Origin of the sequence: Rugamonas sp. (assembly GCF_025354735.1) — a bacterium.
Classification (GTDB): Bacteria; Pseudomonadota; Gammaproteobacteria; order Burkholderiales; family Burkholderiaceae_D; genus Rugamonas.
In genome coordinates this window covers 1-16,705 of record NZ_JANXMI010000320.1, presented here as the reverse complement: position 1 = coordinate 16,705, position 16,705 = coordinate 1, and the positions used below count along the sequence as shown (strand labels likewise).

The window sequence follows — 16,705 nt, the reverse complement described above, 5'->3', positions numbered from 1 at the left end:
CCGGCGCCGATGACGACGGCGCGCCGCTGCGGTGGCGGCGGCGCGGCCGGCGGCGGCTGGCGGCTGGCGTAGACGGCGCGGATGTCGTCGCTGCCGGCCGGCGCCGCGCAGACAAAGCCGGCCCGCGTGAGCGCCCACACCTGGGCCTCGTCGGGCGCGCGCGCCAGCAACGTGGCGCCCTGCACGGCGAGTTTGGCCAGCGCCCGCGCGGACGCGGCGACGGGCAGGTGGAAGTGATCGACGCGGGCGTCGAGCTGCGGCAGCACGTCGTCCAGCGCGCCTATCATCAGGTCGAGCGTGACGCGGCCGTCATCGAGCAGCAGGCGGTGCACGCCCGGCACCAAAGGCGGCCACATGGCGCGCAGCTGCGCCAGCGCGGCGGGCGCCAGCTCCGACGACGCCAGCCGGGACGCCGCCGGCGCCTGCGGCGCGATGGCGAGGTAGTGCAGCGCGCGGCCGGCCGCCTGCGCGTCGGCGTCGGCCCGCCACGCCGCCCACGTCGCGCAGAAGTGCTGGCCGTCGCCGAAGTCGGTGGCGAGGATGACGTGGCGCGCGCTCACGATGCGAGGTCCGGGGTCAGCCGACCGCCGCGTGGCGGAAGCAGGCCGGGTCGTGATCGTTGACCATGCCTATGCCCTGCATATACGCATAAATAATGGTCGAGCCGACGAATTTGAAACCGCGCTTGGCGAGGTCTTTGGAGAGGCGGTCCGACAGCTCGGTCTTGGCCGGACGCGGGCCGTCGCGGTGGACGATGGGCGTGCCGCCGACGTAGGCCCACAGGAATTGATCGAGGCTGGAGCCCTCGGCGCGCAGCCGCAGATAGGCTTGCGCGTTGGTGATGGCGGCCGCCACTTTCAGGCGGTTGCGCACAATGCCGGCGTTGGCCAGCAGCTCGGCCACTTTGGCGGCGTCGTAGGCGGCGATTTTTTCCGCGTCCCAGCCGTCGAAGGCGGCGCGGTAGTTGGCGCGCTTGTTGAGGATGGTCTCCCAGCTCAGTCCCGCCTGCGCGCCTTCCAGGTTGAGCATCTCGAACAGCCGGTTCTCGTCATGGCAGGGCACGCCCCATTCGCTGTCGTGGTAATCGATGTAAAGGGGGTTGGCCATGTTGGCCCAGCTGCAGCGGGTGTGTGTCATGAGGCGCGAAGTCGGATGGACAAGGCGGCCAGTATAACAAGTGAGGCAGGCGCGGCAAGCGCGGTGATCTTGATAAAATGGGCGCGGACCCGGGGCATCCCCCATCATCAGGAGCAGACATGCAATTTGAAGCAACCGTGGAGTGGCGGCGCGACGGCCAGGATTTTCTCGATCAGCGCTACAGCCGCGCGCATGCGTGGCGCTTCGACGGCGGCCTGGTGGCGCCGGCGTCGTCGTCGCCGCTGTCGGTGCCGCTGCCGATGTCGGACCCGGCCGGCGTCGATCCGGAAGAGGCGCTGGTGGCCGCCGCGTCCAGCTGCCATATGCTGTTCTTCCTGTCGATCGCGGCCCGGCGCGGACACACGGTCGACCATTACCGCGACCACGCCGTCGGCGTGCTGGGCCAGGATGAGCGCGGGCGGATGGCGATGACGCGCATCACGCTGCGGCCGGCCATCGCCTTCGCCGGTAGCGCGCCGCCGGGCGCCGACGAGCTGGCCGCCATCCATCACGCGGCGCACGCGCAGTGCTACATCGCCAATTCGCTGAAGACGGAGGTGGTGGTCGACGCGGGCGCGTGACGGCGCGGCGCGGCCGCGGCGCCGTTCACAATTCGAGGTCGCTGGCCAGGCCGAGGCGGCGGCGGTCGCCGTCCAGCGTCGGCGGCGCGCTCAGGTTGGTGAACAGCGTCACTTCGCCGTCGGCGACGGCCTCGTCGAGCTGGCGCATCAGGCGCGGGAACAGGCCGTCGGCCCGCGTGCGCGCGGTGCTGTAGAGCGCGGCCCAGGCGTTGCGGCCGGAACGCTTGGCGATGTACAGGCCCTGGTCGGCCAGTTCCACCACCTGCGACCAGGACAGCAAGCGCGGCTGCTCCGGCAGGAAGGGGAAGCAGGCGAAGCCGATCGAACAGGTCTTGACCAGCGGCGTGCCGTCGGGCAGCACAAAGGGCCGGTTGGCGACGGCGGCGCACATCCGTTCGGCGACCACGCCGGCGTCGCCGCGCGGGGTGGCGCGCGCCAGCACGAGGAATTCCTCGCCGCCCCAGCGGATCAGGTAGTCCGATTCGCGGAACACGGCGCGCAACCGTTCCTGCATCTGCACCAGCACCACATCGCCGGCGGCGTGGCCGTGGAGGTCGTTGACTTCCTTGAAGTGGTCGATGTCGACCATGAAGAACACCAGGTCGCGGTCGCGGTCCGGGTCGGCACGCGACGGTTCGTCGTGGCGGCGCAGGCTCAGCGCGATGTCGGCGTCGACGTGTTGCAGGAAGTAGCGGCGGTTGCGCAGGCCGGTCAGCTGGTCGGTCAGGCTCACTTCCTCCAGCGCCCGGTAGGCGCGCTCGAGTTCCAGGTTTTTTTCCAGCAGCTGGGCCTGGGTCGCGCTCAGCGTCTTGAGCGTGGCGGCCACTTGAAGATAGGCGCTGGCGTTGTCGAGGGCGATGGCGCCATAGGCGCACAGCGTGCGGAAGATCAGCCGCTCGCGCTCGCCGTACGCGCCCGGCAGCAGCGACTGCGCCGTCATCACGCCCAGCACCCGCTCGCCGATGCGCAGCGGCGCGAACAACAGCGTCAGCGTCGGCCGCGTGCCGGGGATCAGGTTGGGCCGGCACGCGCCGCCGGTCAGCTCGAGCAGGATTTCGCGCCGCTCGCGCACGCAGCGCGCCGACGTGGCGCTGGCGTCGTTCAGCGACAGCCGCATGGCCGGCAGCGTCTTGCCGTCCTCGACGCCGAAGGCGCAACGCAGGTGCAGGCCGTCCGGTTCGAGCAGGAAGATGGCGAAGTGGAAGGCGTCGAGCAGGCCGTGGACGTGGCGGTCGAGCGCGCGGAACACGGCGGCGGCGTCGAGGTGGGCCGTGATTTCCTGGCCGACGGCGCTCAGGTGGGCCAGCGTGGCGCCGGTCTGCTGCAACACGGCGGCGCGCTGCGCCTCGGCCGCCGCCAGCTGGCGGTGGTGCTCGCCCTCGGTCCGGGCGCGCTCGGTCTGGTGCTGCATGCGCATGGCGATGGCGCGGTTGGTCGCTTGCTGGCTGTGGGTCTGGTCGCGCGCGGCGCCGGCCTGCAAGGCGATCTCGTAGGCCCGGGCGTGGTCGCCGTGGGCCGCGTAGGCGCGGGCGGCGGCGTCGAGCAGCGAGGTCGGCACGCTGTAGCCGTCGATGGCGCCGGCCAGTTGCAGCGCCAGTTGCAGATAGTGCAGCACGGCCGTCGGCGCTTGCAGCGGCGCCGGCGCCGGCAGCGCGTGGCGGGCATGGATGGCGGCCAGCACGTTGAGGGCGGCGATCTGGTTGTAGGCGTCGCCGTGCTCGCGCGCCAGGGTCAGCGCGGCGCCGGCCACGCGCAGCGCCTCGTCCGGGCGCGCCATGTGCGACAGCGCGTGCGCCTGGCCGCGCCGCGCGCTGCTCTGGAAGTCGGCCTGGCACAGGGCGTTGCCGCGTTGTTCGAGCCGGGTGAAGCTGTCGAGCGCGGCCGCATAGTTGCCGAGGTCGAGCGCCAGGTCGGCCTGGTATTCGAGCGCCACCGCGTAGGCGCGCGAACCGCGCAGCGGCGCCAGCGTGTGCAGCGCCTCGCGCAGCAAGTCCTGGGCCGCTTCGCGCTGGCCCAGCTGGCGCAGCGTTTCGGCGGTCTGCATGAGCGCCGGGCCCAGGCTCATCGGCCAGCCCGTGGGACGCGCCAGGTCGAGGCCGCGCTGCATCCATTCGAGCGCGGCGTCGTGCGCGTTCAGGCTGGTGTAGGCGTTGCCGATATTGGTGGCGACGATGATGGCGCGGCGGCGCTGGCCGGTCGCCGCCGCCGCCTCGTAGGTCAGCATCAGGTGGCCGATGGCGCGGCCGAAATCGCTGCGCTGGAAGGCGCTGGTGCCGAAAAAGTCGCTGATCCAGCCGGCCGCCGCCGGGTGCAGCGCGCCCAGCTCGCTGCCGAAGCGCCCGCCCCAGCGCGCGGCGGCCGCCTGCAGGTTGCCGAGCACGGTGAACAGGGCGGCGGCGGCGTCGATGACGTCGGCGCGCACGGCGTCGCCGGCGGCGCGGGCGTGGACGGCGGCGGCGGCCAGTTCGGCGTCGCTGCGCTCGCAGTCGCCACGGTCATGGGCGATCCACGCCATCAGCCAGTGGCTGTCGGCGCAACCGCGCGCGTCGCCGGCCGGCGTGAACAGGGCCAGGGCGGCGTCGGCATCGGCTTGCGACTGGTCGAGCGCGCCGTCCAGCCACAGGGCTTCGGCCGCCACCAGCAGGAAGCGCGCCGTCCAGGCGCCGCGCCCGGCCGCCGGCAGTTGCGCCACCAGCGGCGCCGCGTCGGCCGCCAGCGAGCGGGCCAGCGCCGGGTCGCGCTGGCGCCGGTGCCAGGCCAGCGCCGCCAGATGCGGTAGGCGCGCCTGTGCCGCCAGGGACGGCAACTCCGCCTCCCACCGCGTCAGCTCTTCATCGAGCGCGAACATCTCCACGTGCGTCACCCCGGCCTGTTGTTGTGCTTTCCTGCATGCAATCCATGCAGTCGCATTATTTCACAGTTTGCGGGCCGGGCCGTCGTCCGCGCCGGACGCTTATTGCCGCGTCGGCGCGCTGCTGGACGTGCCCGCCTTCGACGGCGGGTGCGTGGCCGGCTTATTCGGATCGAGCGGGCTGTCGGTGTTGCCGCTGGTGGCCGCGTTCGGGTTGCCGCCGGCGCTGACGCCGCGCGTGCCGCTGGCGCCGCTGCTGCCGCCGCCGCCCGAGTTGGCGGCGGCCAGCTGCTGCACCGTCGCCAGGTGCTGGTCGACGGTGGGCTGCATTTTCGCCACCAGCGCCTTCAGGTCGGGATCGGTCGCGCGCGACTGGGCGCGGGCCAGCATGGCGTGCGCCTGCTTGTGGGCCGTCACGCCGGCCCGTTCCAGATAAGCCTGGTCGAAGGCGGCGCCGCTCAGCTGCCCGAGTTTGGCGTCCATTTGCTGCTGCTTGGCGTCGGCGGCCGTCGGCAGCATCACGCCCTTGTTCTGGGCCATCGCCTGCACGTCCTGCAAGGCCTGGCCATGGTCGGTCGTCATTTGCCGGGCGAATTGCTGGACGTCGGCGTTTTGCGATTTCTGCGTGGCCAGCTGGGCCGCCGCCACCTCGTTCAAGTTGGCCTGGGCCAGGTCGGCGAGGATGCGCTGGTCGGTCCGGTTCAGGGTGCCGGAGCTGGCGCTGCGGCCCTGCGTGCCGGAAGCGCCGCTTTGGTCCATGCCGTCGCGCACGGCCGGCGCGTTCGGATCGGCGCGGGTGGTGGCGACCGGCGGCACGGCGTTCTGCACGGGATCGCTCTGCGGCGCGACGTCGTTGCCGGCCGCGTTGGCCGGCACGGCCGGCGGATTGGCGGCCTGGTTTTGCGCGCCGGCCGCGTTCCATACGCCAAACAGGCCGGCGAGCAGCGCCACGCGGAACAATCGGGGTGACACGATAGGGGTTTTCATCGGCATTCTCCGGTAAGTTGATCTATCCTGAACCTTGTACAAAATTTATTTTACGGGCCATGGAATATGCCGGGCGCACCTTACGTATACGCAATGGCAAGCCCCCATAGCAAGTCCCGCCTCCCCTCAACCGTCACCAAGGAATCGCCATGCACCTTATCAGCCAGCGCCGCAGCAGCGCCATCCTCTCCACCTTCGCCGCCCTGTTGCTGTGCGGCGCCGCCACGGCCGCCGAACCGCTGATGAAGCACGACGGCATGCTCGTCAACAGCGCCGGCATGACCGTCTACACCTTCGACGCCGACCCCGCCGAGAGCGGCAAGAGCATGTGCAACGGCGGCTGCGCCGACAACTGGCCGGCCGTCGCCGCGCCGGCCGACGTCGCCCCGCCCTACAGCGCCATCACGCGCGACGACGGCGCCAAGCAGCTGGCCTACAAGGGCAAGCCGCTGTACACCTTCAAAAAGGATGTGAAGGCCGGCGACCGCCTGGGCGACGGCTTCAAGAACGTGTGGCACGTCGCCAAGGATTGAGCGTTCTCCCATGCACGACGACAGCGCGCGCCTGATCGCCTGCCTGCCGCGCCTGCGCCGCTACGCGCGGGCGCTGCTGGGCGACCGCGCCGCCGCCGACGACCTGGTGCAGGACACCATGGAACGCGGCTGGGACAAGCTGGCGTCGTGGCGCCGCGGCAGCGACATGCGGGCCTGGCTGTTCGGCATCATGCACAATCTGCACGTCGACCGGCTGCGCCGGCCGGCCCTGGCCACGGTGGCGCTGGACGACGAGCGCGCGCCGCCGTCGGCCGAGCCCAGCACGCCGCACCGCGACGGCCTCGAATTGCGCGACATGGCGACGGCGCTGCAACTGCTGCCGGCCGAGCAGCGCGAGGTGCTGCTGCTGGTGGCGCTGGAAGAACTGAGTTACGACGAGGTGGCCGCCGCCCTGAATATTCCGCGCGGCACGGTGATGTCGCGGCTGTCGCGCGCGCGCGAACGGCTGCGCCTGCTGATGCTGGGCCGGCCGGTGGCCGCGCCGCTCAAAGTCGTCAAATGAGGGCCGCACGATGACGCCCAAGCAGAAAGTGTGCACATGAACGCCAGTCCCGTCACGGAAGCCGAGCTGCACGCCTGGGTCGACGGCGTGCTGCCGGCCGCGCGCCAGGCCGACGTGGCCGCCTACCTGGCCGCCCGCCCGGTCGAGGCCGAACGGCTGCACGCCTACCGCCAGCAAGCCGTGGCGCTGCGCACGCTGTACAACCCGGTGCTCGACGAAGCCTTGCCCGGCCGGCTCGACCATATCGCGCGGCCGGCCTGGCGCTTGTGGCGCAGCCGCCGGGCCGGGCAATGGGCGCGCGGCGCGGCGATGCTGGCGCTGACGCTGGCCGGCGGCGGCGCCGGCTGGCTGCTGCATGGCGCGGCCGACCGGGCCGATGACGGCGCGGCCAATGCCGACCATGCCGCGCCGGCGGCGCTGGCGCAGCGGGCGGCCGTCGCCTACGCCGTGTATACGCCGGAGGTGCGGCATCCGGTCGAGGTCGGCGCCGACCAGCAGGAGCACCTGGTGGCGTGGCTGTCCAAACGGCTGGGCGCGCCGCTGCGGCCGCCGCAATTACAGCGCCTCGGCTATGAATTGATGGGCGGACGTTTGCTGCCCGGCCAGAGCGGCCCGGTGGCCCAGTTCATGTACCACGACGCCGGCGGCCAGCGGCTGACGCTGTATGTGTCAACCGAGCAGAGCCGCAACAGCGACACCGGCTTCCGCTTTGCGCAGGAAGGCCGGGTCGGCGTGTTCTACTGGATCGACGGCAAGTTCGGCTACGCGCTGTCGGCGGCCATCGGCAAGGATGCGCTGGGCAAGATCGCCGACGCCGTCTACGTGCAGCTGCAACCGGCGCCCTGAGCGGCCGCCGGCTGCCGCTGCGCCGTCAATGGGCGTGCTTGCCCACTTCGATCAGACGCGAGCGCATGCCTTCGCTGGCGGCCGGGCCCGGCGCGAACATATAGTCCTCGTCGTTGATGGCCAAGCCGCTGTTGGCGTCGACCAGCACCTGGTCGGCCGGCTTGCCCGTTTCGCGGCTCACCACCAGCAGGCTGGCCCCTTCCGGCGCCAGATGGTCGTTGCCCCAGCCGATGAAGGCCAGCAGCACCGGTTTGAAGTCGCGACCGGACTTGGTCAACAGATATTCATAGCGCGGGGGCCGGGCGCTGTACTGGCGCCGCTCCATCAGTCCGCCCTCGACCAGGCCGGCCAGGCGCCGCGTCAGCATATTGGGGGCGATCTTCAAGCTCTTCTCGAACTCGTCGAAGCGCGACAGGCCGTAAAACGCGTCGCGCAAAATCAGGATGCTCCACCACTCCCCCACTTTGCCAAGGCTGCGAGCGATCGGGCACAGCATGCGTCCAAAATCGGTATGTTTCATGATTGACTCCTTTTCTATACGAACAGTTCGAAAAAAACCTTCAACGTGACGCTCCGAACAACGAGTAACTTGCAAGATAGATGCAAGAATTAGTGACTTTTTATGGCGTGCCTACAGGTGTGACAATGTGCGTATTTTTATGGAGAAACTTTGGCCGATTTCCGGCGGCTTTTTTTTCCCAATTTTCCCTATGAAAACCCCTGTTTTTCCACCTCAAAAAATCGCCCCGAACAAGGGCCAAAAAACCACACTCAAAACTCACCAAAAATCACGATATTTACGTACGGCAATTCCTGTGTAAAATGTGGGAAAGCGTGAGAATGTTTTTTACGGGTAAAATTACTTCCTGTAGATACATTCCAGCTGCCCTGAAAGCCACCTCATCAGGAACCGGACTTATCTAAGCGACGCCACCCAGATTCATGTGGCGCCCTCTATGTCCGGTTTCGTGGCTCTCATCGATCGATTTGGCTACGCACCCTGAAAACGTGTGTTAATTATGAAAACGACCAGCAAACTCTTCGCCGCCGTCCTGTTCAGCCTGCCACTCCTGGCCAGCGCCGCCGGTACCCGCTCCGCCAGTTTCCAGGTGAGCTTCGTCGTCAAAGATTCCTGCAACGTGCAGGCTGGCGCCACAGCCAGCGCCGCCACCACCCCGGCCAACAAGGCCGCCGCCGCCCGCCCCGCCGTCGCTTGCCAGCTCAGCACGCCTTACCTGGTGACCCGCGGCATCGACAAGGCCGGCGCCAACATCGGCAGCAGCGGCGACAGCAACGTCCAGGCGATCCGCCCGGCGGCCGGCGCCCAGGACTGGACCATCTACTTCTAAGCGCCCGCCACCGGGCGGTCCGCGCACCGCACGACGCGGCAACCCCTCCAGCGGCCAACGCCGCACCATCGCTCCCTCCCACCGTCCCGACGCGCCGCCCCTGCGGGCCGCGGCGCCTCAGAACGACACCGTGGCCGTCACCGTATCCTTGTAATCGCCCGGCGACGGCGTGCTCTGCGCCGGCACCTGGCCGAACAGCGTCACCGACTGCGCCGCGCCCGTGCCGACGCCGGACACCATCACGGTCGAGCCCGTACCATCGCCCCAGATCGTGCCGCCCGAGGTCGGTGATATGCGATAACTGATGGTCTCCGCCGTGCCGGTGTTTTTCATCTTGCGGCTGGCGACGTTGCCGCTGACGGTGCCACCGTTGAGGGCGATCTGGTAAGAGTTGTTGTTGGTGCACTGGATCGACAGGGAACTGCTGGTCGACACCGGCCCGCTGAGCAGCGAACTGCTGCCGAAGCCCAGGCTGCCGACGGCGATATTGCAATTGTTGATGGCCGTGGCCTGGACGTTGAAGGTGGTGGCGGTGGTCGGGTTGAGGGTCGGGCAGGCCGGCGGCACGATCAGCGCGTAAAACTGGTAGCTCAGCGTGACGGCCCCGGCCGAAAACGTCGACACATAGGGCGTGTCGGCGTTGGCCACGGTGGGCACGGCGGCCAACGCGGTGCCGGCCGGAATCTTGCCGTACAGCGTAAAGCTCTTGCTGAGCGAGGTGGCGGCGGTGAGGATGGGCGCGCTCAACAGCGCCGTGAACGGGGTCGGCGCGCCCGACGCCGAAGCCCCGCCCCACACGGTGCCATAGCCGGAATCGAGGTAGAGGTTGTAATTGAGCAGGCCGCCGATATTGCGCGGCGCGGCCGACGTGCCCACCGAGTTGGTGCCGGTGTTCAGGCTCACGCACACTTGCACATTGGGGAAGATGATCAAGGTGGTGCTGACGGCCCCCACGATGACCGTCACCAGCCCGGTCCAGTTGCAAGTCACGCCCAGGGTGCCGGTGCTGGTGTAGTCGCTGCTGGAGATCGGGCTGACGGCGCCGAAGTTCACGGTCGTCATGGTCATGCTGCAATCGTCGGCGCGCGCCGTGCCGCCCAGCGCCAGCAGCAGGGACAGCGCCGCCAGCAGCGTGCCGGCGGCCCGGCGCAGCAAGCTGGGCCGGGCGCGCGTCATGGCGTCACCTCAACGGCCAGGCACAGCAAGGGACCGATGACCGGCAGGCTGCCGTCCGGATTGGGGCGGTAGGCGAAGCGCACCACGCAGGCGTCGACGCCGCTGCCGACCCGCAAATGATTGTCATCCTTCAAGTTGTCGATGAAGGCCACGCCGTCGTAGCCGACCACCGAGCCGGCGCCGCTTTCCACGTGCCGCACGGCGGTGCCGACCGCCAGCGGCTTGCCGTCGGCGCCGTGCAAGATGATGCTGGCCGCCGTGTAATGCTCGACCTTGAACAGCGCCAGCACGCCGGCCAGCCGGCTCGGCACCACGGTCAAATGGGTGGTGGCGATGCGGGCGTCGAGCGGCAGGGCGGTGGTGTCGATGCCGACCTCGTTGTTCAGATAGGGATTCAGATTGGGCACCAGCAGGTGGCCGCCGCGGTCGGTCTTGCCGATTTCGCGGTTTTCCTGCAGCACCGGCACGCCGGCCACGCCCTCGGTCGACACCAGCGCGAAGACGGCGCCGACCTGGCGCGCCGCTTGCAGGCTGCCGTCCATCAACACCAGCGCGCCGTTCAGGTCGAGCGCCGAGCTGCGGTTGGCGCCGTTGCTATTGGTCTGGGCCGTGATCTGGCCGTCGTTGCCCAGATATTGAATCTGCGCCTGGCGCAACGGGGTCCGGCCCTGCGTGCCCGATTGCAGGGCCCAGCCGAAGCCGCCGCCGAAGTCGGGCGCGCGCGACAGCGTCAGCGCGCGGTTGGCGACGCCGTCCTGGCGGCCGCTGGTGGCGGTGGCCGAGACCCGGCCGAAGGCCATGCTGAGGCTGAAGAACAGGCCGCTGGTGCGGTGGTCGTTCAAGTCGCGGAAAGCGCTGACGCTGCCGTACAGGCCGCCGACCAGGGTGGCCGTATAGCTGAGCGACACCACCCGCGCCGGCGCCACGGCCGGCGTGTGCGAGCTTACATAGCTGAGGCTGACGCTCTGGCCGCCGAACAAGCCCTTGGTCACGCTGACGCGGTCGGCCGCCCGCGTCACCGGCGCGCCGCTGGTCGTGCCCAGGTCGCTGTAGCGCGACGTGGCGCGCGTGCTTTGCGTGTCGACGCTGAAGCGGCCGCTCAGATACTGGTAGCCGACGCTGAGCTGGCCCCCTCCTCCGCCGCCGCCGGCGCTGGCGGCCAGCGCGCCGTTGACGACGCCGGCCTGGCCCAGCGCCAGCAAGGCGCCGGCGCCGCCGTTGGCGACGCCGGTGCCCGCTTCGGCGTGGGCTTCCACCGTGAACTGGTCGCTGACGCCGCGCCGCAGCGAGGCGCTGACGGCCGGCGTGCGCGCATAGTCGAAGGACAGGCTGCCGTAGCCGCACCGCAAGGCGCCCAGCTCCAGCGAGTAATCGTCGAGGCCGGCGGCCAACAGCCGCGTGTCCACGTACAGGGGCAGCGTGGTCGAGATGGCGCGGCCGGTGGCGTCATGCGTCACCAGCGTGGCCAGCCCCGCGCCGCTGATGCCGGCCACCTGGTTGATGATGAAGGGGCCGCCCGGCACGGTGGTGTCGACCTGGCGCACGCCGTTGACGTACAGGCTGACGGCGCTGGGCACGACGGCCGAGCCGTTCAGGCTGGCCACGGGATAGGTCAGCAAGTCGGGCCGCAAGTCGAAACTCTTGCGCCACTGCAAGCCCCCCATGCGCACCGAGCGGCTCCAGCTCAGCGACGAGGAAATCAGGTCGCCCACTTGCCAGCTGCGCAGCGTGTCGGGGTCGGAATGGCTCCAGCTGGTGTCGTAGCGCAAATACTGGCGCACACGGTGGTCGACATTGAGCACGCCGGTGTTCGTGAACACGCCGGCCTGGTTGAAATAGCGCAGCTCGTTGACCAGGGCCAGGCGCGCCTCGCTGCCGAGCTGGACGTAACTGTCGTAATTGAGCACCAAGCCCGGCGTCACCGTCGCCGGGCCGGCCTTGCGCAGCGTGCGCGCATCCAGCGCCAGCGGCGCGCGCAGGGCGTCGCTGACCTTGAGCGCGATGCTTTGGCCTGCCGCATCGTACTGGTAGCTCAAGCCGCGCACGGCGTCGAGCTCGAAATCGGCGTCGCCCCGCACGCCGAACAGGGCGGGATCGAGGCCCAGGTCGCGCAGATTTTGCACGCTGCTGCGCAGGCCGGCCTTGCCCTGCGTGAAGCGCAATATCAAGCCTGTTGCTTCGCCGTTCAAAGTCACCTCCAGATAAAGCTCGTCTTGCTGCGGCGCCGTGGTTTGGGCGCGTACTGGGGATAGGCACAGGCTGGCCAGCAGGGCGATGCTGAGCAGCCGAATCCAGGTGCGCCTGATCTCCGTCATCTTGTCCTTTGCGAAAAAATCCGCTGCCCCACCTCCTATTGCGCCTCGCTACTGCTGGCGGCGAGCGGCCTGGCGTTAATCATGGCCTTGACCGCCAACGGCCCGGTTAAATCCGCATCCTTGGCCACCGGCAAGCGCCACTCGCGCGCCCGGCCCGCCAGCGCGTAGCCGAACAGGCCCTGGGCGATGACGAAGGACAGTCCGGCGCGATTGCTCAGCGTCAGCGACCCTATCTGCGCGTGCAGCTGACCGCCGTTGCGAATCCGCAACATCCAGTCGCCATCCTTTTTGTACACGGTCCAGGTCAGCGCCGGCAGTCCGCGCTCGTCGGCCGGCAGCGCGAACAGCGGCACCGAATAGCGCAGCCGGATATCGACGCCGCTGTTGGGCGAGCCGTCGTCGCGCGGGATCTCGTCGATCAGCACGCGGTAGCACAGTTCGGTCGCCGGCGCCTGCTCGGCGCGCCGCACCAGACGGATGATCTGGCTGTTTTTCGCCGCGATTTCGATGATGGGGGGGCTGGCCACCATTTCCTGGGTCGGCGTGAGCACGTCGTCGCCATCCTTCTGTTCCCACAGATACACGCGCACTTGGCCGTAGACGGGCGCCTCGCCCTGGTTTTGCAGGCTGACCCCGGCCGCGCCCTGGCCCGCGTGCAGGCTGATGGTGACCGGCGAAATCTGCAGATTGGCCGCGCTCGCGCCGCCTTGCCACAGCAGCAGCGGTGGCAACAGCAGCAGCGGTGGCAACAGCGGCAACGGCAACAGCAGCGGGCGGCGGGCGGTCAGGGCGCGCATGGTGACGCCTTAAAAATAGACGGTGGCGGTGATGGTGGACTTGTAGGTATCCGGCGCCGGCGTGAGCTGGGGCGGCACCTGGCCGTAGACGGTCACCGTTTGCAGCGTGCCGCTGCCGGTGCCGCTCTTGGTGTCGGTGCCCTGGGTGTTGCCCCAGTTGCCGCCGCCGGCCGTCAGCGACAGGTTGTAAGCGATGGTGCCGGTGTTGCCGCCGGTGCCGCTCATGGTGCGCGCACTGATGGTCGAGCCGGTGCCGTTGCCGGCGTTCAGGCCCAAATTGTAGAGGGTGGTGTTGGTGCAGGTGACGCCGATGGTGGTGTTGATCGTCACGGCCGTGGCCAGCACGCCCTGGGTCTGGCCGAAGTCGAGCGGGACGGCGTTGATGGTGCAGTCGGCGATGATTTGCAGCGTGGTGTCGAAGCTTGTGGTTTTGTTGCCATTGCTATAGACGGCGGCGTCGGCACTGGCGAAACACAACGCGCTGAGCGCGACGGCCAGTGGGAGGACGCGGGAAGGACAGGTGCTGAGCATGGTAGCCTCCAGAGATCGATGGTGAGTTGTTGGCCTCGGACATTAGATTAATTGCCCTTGCTCAACACTCGATTGCATTATTGTCGATCTAAAAAAGCCGCGCTTTTGCTACAAGTGGTGGCGCTTTTGCTGGCAGAGAAAACTATTAAAATTTTTGAAAAGATAGGCATAATACGCAACAAGAGTTGATATATGCGTATCACCTCGCATGAGATCGAGACCATGCACACCAGCCACCAGCCACCAGCGCGCACTATCTTGATCGTGGACGACTCCGCGTTCGAGCAGCGCGTGCTGATGGAACTGCTCAGCGAGCAGTCGTACCGGATCTCGGTCGCCTTCAACGGCCTGCAAGGCTATCAACTGGCGCTGGCCAACCAGCCGGACCTGATCCTGCTCGACGTGCGCATGCCCAATATGGACGGCTACACGGCTTGCCGCCTGCTCAAGGCCAACCCGGCGACCCAGCACATACCGGTCATCTTCCTCAGCGGCGCCGACGGCGCGGACGAGCGCATCATGGGGCTGTCGATAGGCGGCGTCGACTATGTGTCCAAGCCGTTCACGCCGGGCGAGCTGGCGGCCCGCATCAACGTCCACCTGAACCTGGTGCAGCGCGCCAGCGCCGGGCCCGAGCCGGAGGCCGAGGCCGAGGCCGGGGCCGAACCGGCCGCCGGCAGCGCGCCGGACGCCGTCATCGTCAGCGCCGCCAAGCGCCTCATCAGCGACAGCCTGGCCAGCGTGCCCTGCCTGACCGACATCGCGCGCAGCGTCGGCACCTACCGCGAAAAGCTGTCGCAGCTGTTCCGCGAACAGACCGGCATGACCGTGTTCGCCTTCATCCGCGAGGAAAGGATAGCGCGCGGCGTGCAACTGTTGTCAGAAACCGACATCGACGTGCAAGATATCGCCCTGCTGATCGGCTTCAACAACGCCGGCAACTTCGCCACCGCCTTCCGCGAACGGATGGGCGTCACGCCCAGCGCCTACCGCCACGCCATGCATGACGAAAAGAGCGCGCGCCACTAGCGCAGCGCGCCGGCGGCCGGCGGCGCGGCCATCTGGCGCCGCCAGAACAACCACGACACCAGCGCGTTGACCCAGTAGGCCGCATACAGCAGCGCCGTCAGGTACAGGCCGCGGCTGGCGTACAGCGGCACCGAGATGGTGTTGACCAGCAGCCAGAACGGCCAGTTTTCCACCCGCCGCCCCATCAGCAGCAACTGGGCCACGATGCTGAACACCAGCACGGCCGAATCGATGAAGGGCGCATAGGCCTGGGTGTAAGCCCGCAACATCATGCCGTAGGCCACGGTGGCGGCCACGCCGACGGCCAGCATCAGGCCCAGCGCGGCGAGCCGGACGGTCGAGATCGGCAAGGCGGCGCCGCCATTGCCGCGCAGCCATTTCAGCCAGCCCAGCGCACAGGTGACGATGAAAAAGGCTTGCAGCGCCACGTCGGCATACAGCCTGACGCTGTAAAACAGCACGGCGAACATCGAACAGCCCAGCACGCCCAACCACCAGGAATGAACGTTGTTGCGGCCGGCCAGGACGATGGAGGCGCTCATGACCACGTTGGCGCCAATTTCCAGGGGAGAGATCAAACCGGCGTCCTTTTTTTGATGGGCGGTGGCGGCTTAGCGGCCGCGGCAGTCCGGCGGCAATTGCCGGGCCGGAATGTCGTCGCTGCCGCAGCGCCACATGATTTTTTTATTCTCATCGAGTCTGGGCGTGAACGCAATCGTCTTGCCGCGCAGCGCCAGGTCGGACGGCTGCACCCGCACCACGCCATCGCCGGGGTCGACGTCGACCTGCTGCACGGCGTGGCCCGGATCGGCCAGCGCGAAGCCGGCCTGTTCCAGCGTGGCCGGGCTCTTGCCGTTGGCATAGAAATAGCGTTCGACGACGGCGCTGGCGTCGCGCCCCACGCCGACAGCCCGCGCCAGCTGGGCGCGCTGCTGATACGCCGCATAGGCCGGCCGGCCATAGGCGCTCAGCAGGCCGAGCAGCGCCAACACCAGGGCGGCGCCGCCGACGCCGCCGGCCGCGCCCAGCCGTGGCACGCACAGCGCCAGCACATACGCCATGCCGTGGCGTGCCGGCGGCGCGCCGGCGGCGCCGCGCGCCAGCGCCTGCACCACGGCCATGCGCTTGACCAGCCAGGGCCGGTCGGCCAGCAATTCATGGAAGGACATCCAGAATCCGGACGCGCCGCGCGCCTGACGCGCATACTCGGCCGCGCTCAAGCCGCGCCAGCGGCGGCCGCCGGCCGCCAGCGCGGCCAGCCCGATCTGAGCGCCGTCGAGATGGTCGCAGGCGTGAAATCCGTGGCGGTCGCAGCTGTATATGCGCGCCCGGCAATAAGCGGCGCCCAATAGCGGAATAACGGAGGCCGGCAAAAACAGGGCGGACCAGCGCAGATAGCGCTGTTTGATGCGGCCCACTTCATGGCCGATATAAAAATTGATGGCGTCGGGCTGGGTTTCCAGCGCATCGATCAGTTCGGAGCGCAGCACGATAAACTGACGGCCGGGAAAGCGCGTCGCCGTGCGGCTGAATAAACTATCGCCCTGCAATAAATAGGCGGGCGGCGCCACCTCCACGCCCAGGCGGCGGCAGGCGGTGTCTATGCGCGCCATCAAATCGGGAAATTGCTGATGCGTGATGTTGACGCCCGTACCCTGTAAATGGGCGACGAAAGCCGACTGCGCGTAAGCATAAACACCCATCAACAACAGCAACACGGCCAGCGCCAGGCCGCCGGTGATCGCCGCCAGAGCGCTCCACGCCAGCACGGACATTATCAACATGAAAATGAACAGTGTTTTTTCGCTCTTATAAACCAAATCCATATCTGCCTCAAGCCATTGCAACCGCAAGCGCGCATTTTAAATGAATTTTTACGAAAAATATAACTATTTATAATTAAAAACCATGTGGATGATATTCACAATAACAATAAGTCCATTGAATTAAAACGTTGACAAGGAATTATTCTAAACAGCACATTATTCAATTGTAATTCTTTTATTTTTAAATTAGTGCATATAAGCAACATACTTGCTTGACATCCATG

Annotated in this window: 17 protein-coding genes; 6 read left to right on the top strand and 11 right to left on the bottom strand. The window is 67.9% G+C overall.

The window, feature by feature from the left end:
- Together Q0S71_RS26740 and Q0S71_RS26735 are read right to left on the bottom strand one after the other, a co-directional pair.
- Positions 1–560: MnmC family methyltransferase (locus tag Q0S71_RS26740; RefSeq protein ID WP_296002616.1), on the bottom strand; the 560-nt coding region annotated here is incomplete at its 3' end.
- Positions 561–576: 16 nt separating this feature from the next.
- Positions 577–1,137 (bottom strand): DNA-3-methyladenine glycosylase I, encoded by a 561-nt coding sequence (locus Q0S71_RS26735; RefSeq protein WP_296002612.1) that lies wholly within the window; start codon positions 1,135–1,137, stop codon positions 577–579.
- Positions 1,138–1,256: 119 nt separating this feature from the next.
- Here Q0S71_RS26735 and Q0S71_RS26730 point away from each other — a divergent pair, with 119 nt between their 5' ends.
- Complete coding sequence (locus Q0S71_RS26730; RefSeq protein WP_296002609.1) at positions 1,257–1,718, top strand: OsmC family protein; 462 nt, start codon at positions 1,257–1,259, stop codon at positions 1,716–1,718.
- A 25-nt stretch (positions 1,719–1,743) separates the two neighbouring features.
- Here Q0S71_RS26730 and Q0S71_RS26725 read toward each other — a convergent pair whose 3' ends face one another.
- Positions 1,744–4,581 carry a diguanylate cyclase gene (locus tag Q0S71_RS26725; RefSeq protein WP_296002606.1) on the bottom strand — a complete coding sequence of 946 codons (2,838 nt, stop codon included), beginning with the start codon at positions 4,579–4,581 and terminating at the stop codon, positions 1,744–1,746.
- A 90-nt stretch (positions 4,582–4,671) separates the two neighbouring features.
- The gene (locus Q0S71_RS26720) at positions 4,672–5,556 is read right to left on the bottom strand and encodes a DUF4142 domain-containing protein (RefSeq protein ID WP_296002604.1); all 885 of its coding nucleotides are present in this window, start codon (positions 5,554–5,556) and stop codon (positions 4,672–4,674) included.
- Positions 5,557–5,705: 149 nt separating this feature from the next.
- Between Q0S71_RS26720 and Q0S71_RS26715 the strand changes: the two genes are divergently transcribed.
- The 3 genes from Q0S71_RS26715 to Q0S71_RS26705 are packed head-to-tail and all read left to right on the top strand — an operon-like array spanning position 5,706 to position 7,458.
- A complete protein-coding gene (locus Q0S71_RS26715; protein ID WP_296002602.1) occupies positions 5,706–6,089 on the top strand; it encodes a hypothetical protein in 384 nt (127 codons plus the stop codon).
- Positions 6,090–6,099: 10 nt separating this feature from the next.
- Positions 6,100–6,612 (top strand): RNA polymerase sigma factor, encoded by a 513-nt coding sequence (locus Q0S71_RS26710; protein ID WP_296002599.1) that lies wholly within the window; start codon positions 6,100–6,102, stop codon positions 6,610–6,612.
- Positions 6,613–6,648: 36 nt separating this feature from the next.
- Entirely contained in the window at positions 6,649–7,458 is an 810-nt protein-coding gene (locus Q0S71_RS26705; protein ID WP_296002598.1) for an anti-sigma factor, read from the top strand.
- 25 nt (positions 7,459–7,483) lie between these two features.
- Here the strand turns inward: Q0S71_RS26705 and Q0S71_RS26700 are convergent, their stop codons facing one another.
- Complete coding sequence (locus Q0S71_RS26700; protein ID WP_296002596.1) at positions 7,484–7,978, bottom strand: helix-turn-helix domain-containing protein; 495 nt, start codon at positions 7,976–7,978, stop codon at positions 7,484–7,486.
- Between the two features lie 499 nt (positions 7,979–8,477).
- On the opposite strand from Q0S71_RS26700, the gene Q0S71_RS26695 reads away from it, so the two are divergent.
- Positions 8,478–8,807, top strand: coding sequence for a hypothetical protein (locus tag Q0S71_RS26695; protein ID WP_296002593.1), 330 nt, complete (start codon positions 8,478–8,480; stop codon positions 8,805–8,807).
- Between the two features lie 117 nt (positions 8,808–8,924).
- On the opposite strand, the gene Q0S71_RS26690 is transcribed toward Q0S71_RS26695, so the two are convergent.
- The 4 genes from Q0S71_RS26690 to Q0S71_RS26675 are packed head-to-tail and all read right to left on the bottom strand — an operon-like array spanning position 8,925 to position 13,626.
- Positions 8,925–9,983 (bottom strand): spore coat U domain-containing protein, encoded by a 1,059-nt coding sequence (locus tag Q0S71_RS26690; protein ID WP_296002590.1) that lies wholly within the window; start codon positions 9,981–9,983, stop codon positions 8,925–8,927.
- Complete coding sequence (locus Q0S71_RS26685; protein WP_296002587.1) at positions 9,980–12,298, bottom strand: fimbria/pilus outer membrane usher protein; 2,319 nt, start codon at positions 12,296–12,298, stop codon at positions 9,980–9,982. The genes Q0S71_RS26690 and Q0S71_RS26685 overlap by 4 nt, the downstream gene beginning before the upstream one ends.
- 35 nt (positions 12,299–12,333) lie before the next feature.
- Positions 12,334–13,095: a molecular chaperone gene (locus Q0S71_RS26680; RefSeq protein ID WP_296002583.1), complete on the bottom strand. Its 762-nt coding sequence runs from the start codon at positions 13,093–13,095 to the stop codon at positions 12,334–12,336.
- A 9-nt stretch (positions 13,096–13,104) separates the two neighbouring features.
- Complete coding sequence (locus Q0S71_RS26675; RefSeq protein ID WP_296002582.1) at positions 13,105–13,626, bottom strand: spore coat U domain-containing protein; 522 nt, start codon at positions 13,624–13,626, stop codon at positions 13,105–13,107.
- Positions 13,627–13,848: 222 nt separating this feature from the next.
- Here Q0S71_RS26675 and Q0S71_RS26670 point away from each other — a divergent pair, with 222 nt between their 5' ends.
- Positions 13,849–14,655, top strand: coding sequence for a response regulator (locus tag Q0S71_RS26670; protein ID WP_296002619.1), 807 nt, complete (start codon positions 13,849–13,851; stop codon positions 14,653–14,655).
- Here Q0S71_RS26670 and pnuC read toward each other — a convergent pair.
- Together pnuC and Q0S71_RS26660 are read right to left on the bottom strand one after the other, a co-directional pair.
- A complete protein-coding gene (pnuC, locus tag Q0S71_RS26665) occupies positions 14,652–15,233 on the bottom strand; it encodes a nicotinamide riboside transporter PnuC (RefSeq protein ID WP_296002580.1) in 582 nt (193 codons plus the stop codon). The genes Q0S71_RS26670 and pnuC overlap by 4 nt on opposite strands.
- 33 nt (positions 15,234–15,266) lie before the next feature.
- On the bottom strand, positions 15,267–16,439 hold the full coding sequence (locus Q0S71_RS26660; protein WP_296002578.1) for a M48 family metallopeptidase: 1,173 nt from the start codon (positions 16,437–16,439) through the stop codon (positions 15,267–15,269).
- Between the last annotated feature and the right edge of the window lie 266 nt (positions 16,440–16,705).

Bases quoted from the DNA above. Each gene is read 5' to 3' on its own strand.
- Q0S71_RS26735 (WP_296002612.1), bottom strand. From the start codon at position 1,137: ATGACACACACCCGCTGCAGCTGGGCCAACATGGCCAACCCCCTTTAC.
- Q0S71_RS26730 (WP_296002609.1), top strand. From the start codon at position 1,257: ATGCAATTTGAAGCAACCGTGGAGTGGCGGCGCGACGGCCAGGATTTT.
- Q0S71_RS26720 (WP_296002604.1), bottom strand. From the start codon at position 5,556: ATGAAAACCCCTATCGTGTCACCCCGATTGTTCCGCGTGGCGCTGCTC.
- Q0S71_RS26715 (WP_296002602.1), top strand. From the start codon at position 5,706: ATGCACCTTATCAGCCAGCGCCGCAGCAGCGCCATCCTCTCCACCTTC.
- Q0S71_RS26710 (WP_296002599.1), top strand. From the start codon at position 6,100: ATGCACGACGACAGCGCGCGCCTGATCGCCTGCCTGCCGCGCCTGCGC.
- Q0S71_RS26705 (WP_296002598.1), top strand. From the start codon at position 6,649: ATGAACGCCAGTCCCGTCACGGAAGCCGAGCTGCACGCCTGGGTCGAC.
- Q0S71_RS26700 (WP_296002596.1), bottom strand. From the start codon at position 7,978: ATGAAACATACCGATTTTGGACGCATGCTGTGCCCGATCGCTCGCAGC.
- Q0S71_RS26695 (WP_296002593.1), top strand. From the start codon at position 8,478: ATGAAAACGACCAGCAAACTCTTCGCCGCCGTCCTGTTCAGCCTGCCA.
- Q0S71_RS26690 (WP_296002590.1), bottom strand. From the start codon at position 9,983: ATGACGCGCGCCCGGCCCAGCTTGCTGCGCCGGGCCGCCGGCACGCTG.
- Q0S71_RS26685 (WP_296002587.1), bottom strand. From the start codon at position 12,298: ATGACGGAGATCAGGCGCACCTGGATTCGGCTGCTCAGCATCGCCCTG.
- Q0S71_RS26680 (WP_296002583.1), bottom strand. From the start codon at position 13,095: ATGCGCGCCCTGACCGCCCGCCGCCCGCTGCTGTTGCCGTTGCCGCTG.
- Q0S71_RS26675 (WP_296002582.1), bottom strand. From the start codon at position 13,626: ATGCTCAGCACCTGTCCTTCCCGCGTCCTCCCACTGGCCGTCGCGCTC.
- Q0S71_RS26670 (WP_296002619.1), top strand. From the start codon at position 13,849: ATGCACACCAGCCACCAGCCACCAGCGCGCACTATCTTGATCGTGGAC.
- Q0S71_RS26660 (WP_296002578.1), bottom strand. From the start codon at position 16,439: ATGTTGATAATGTCCGTGCTGGCGTGGAGCGCTCTGGCGGCGATCACC.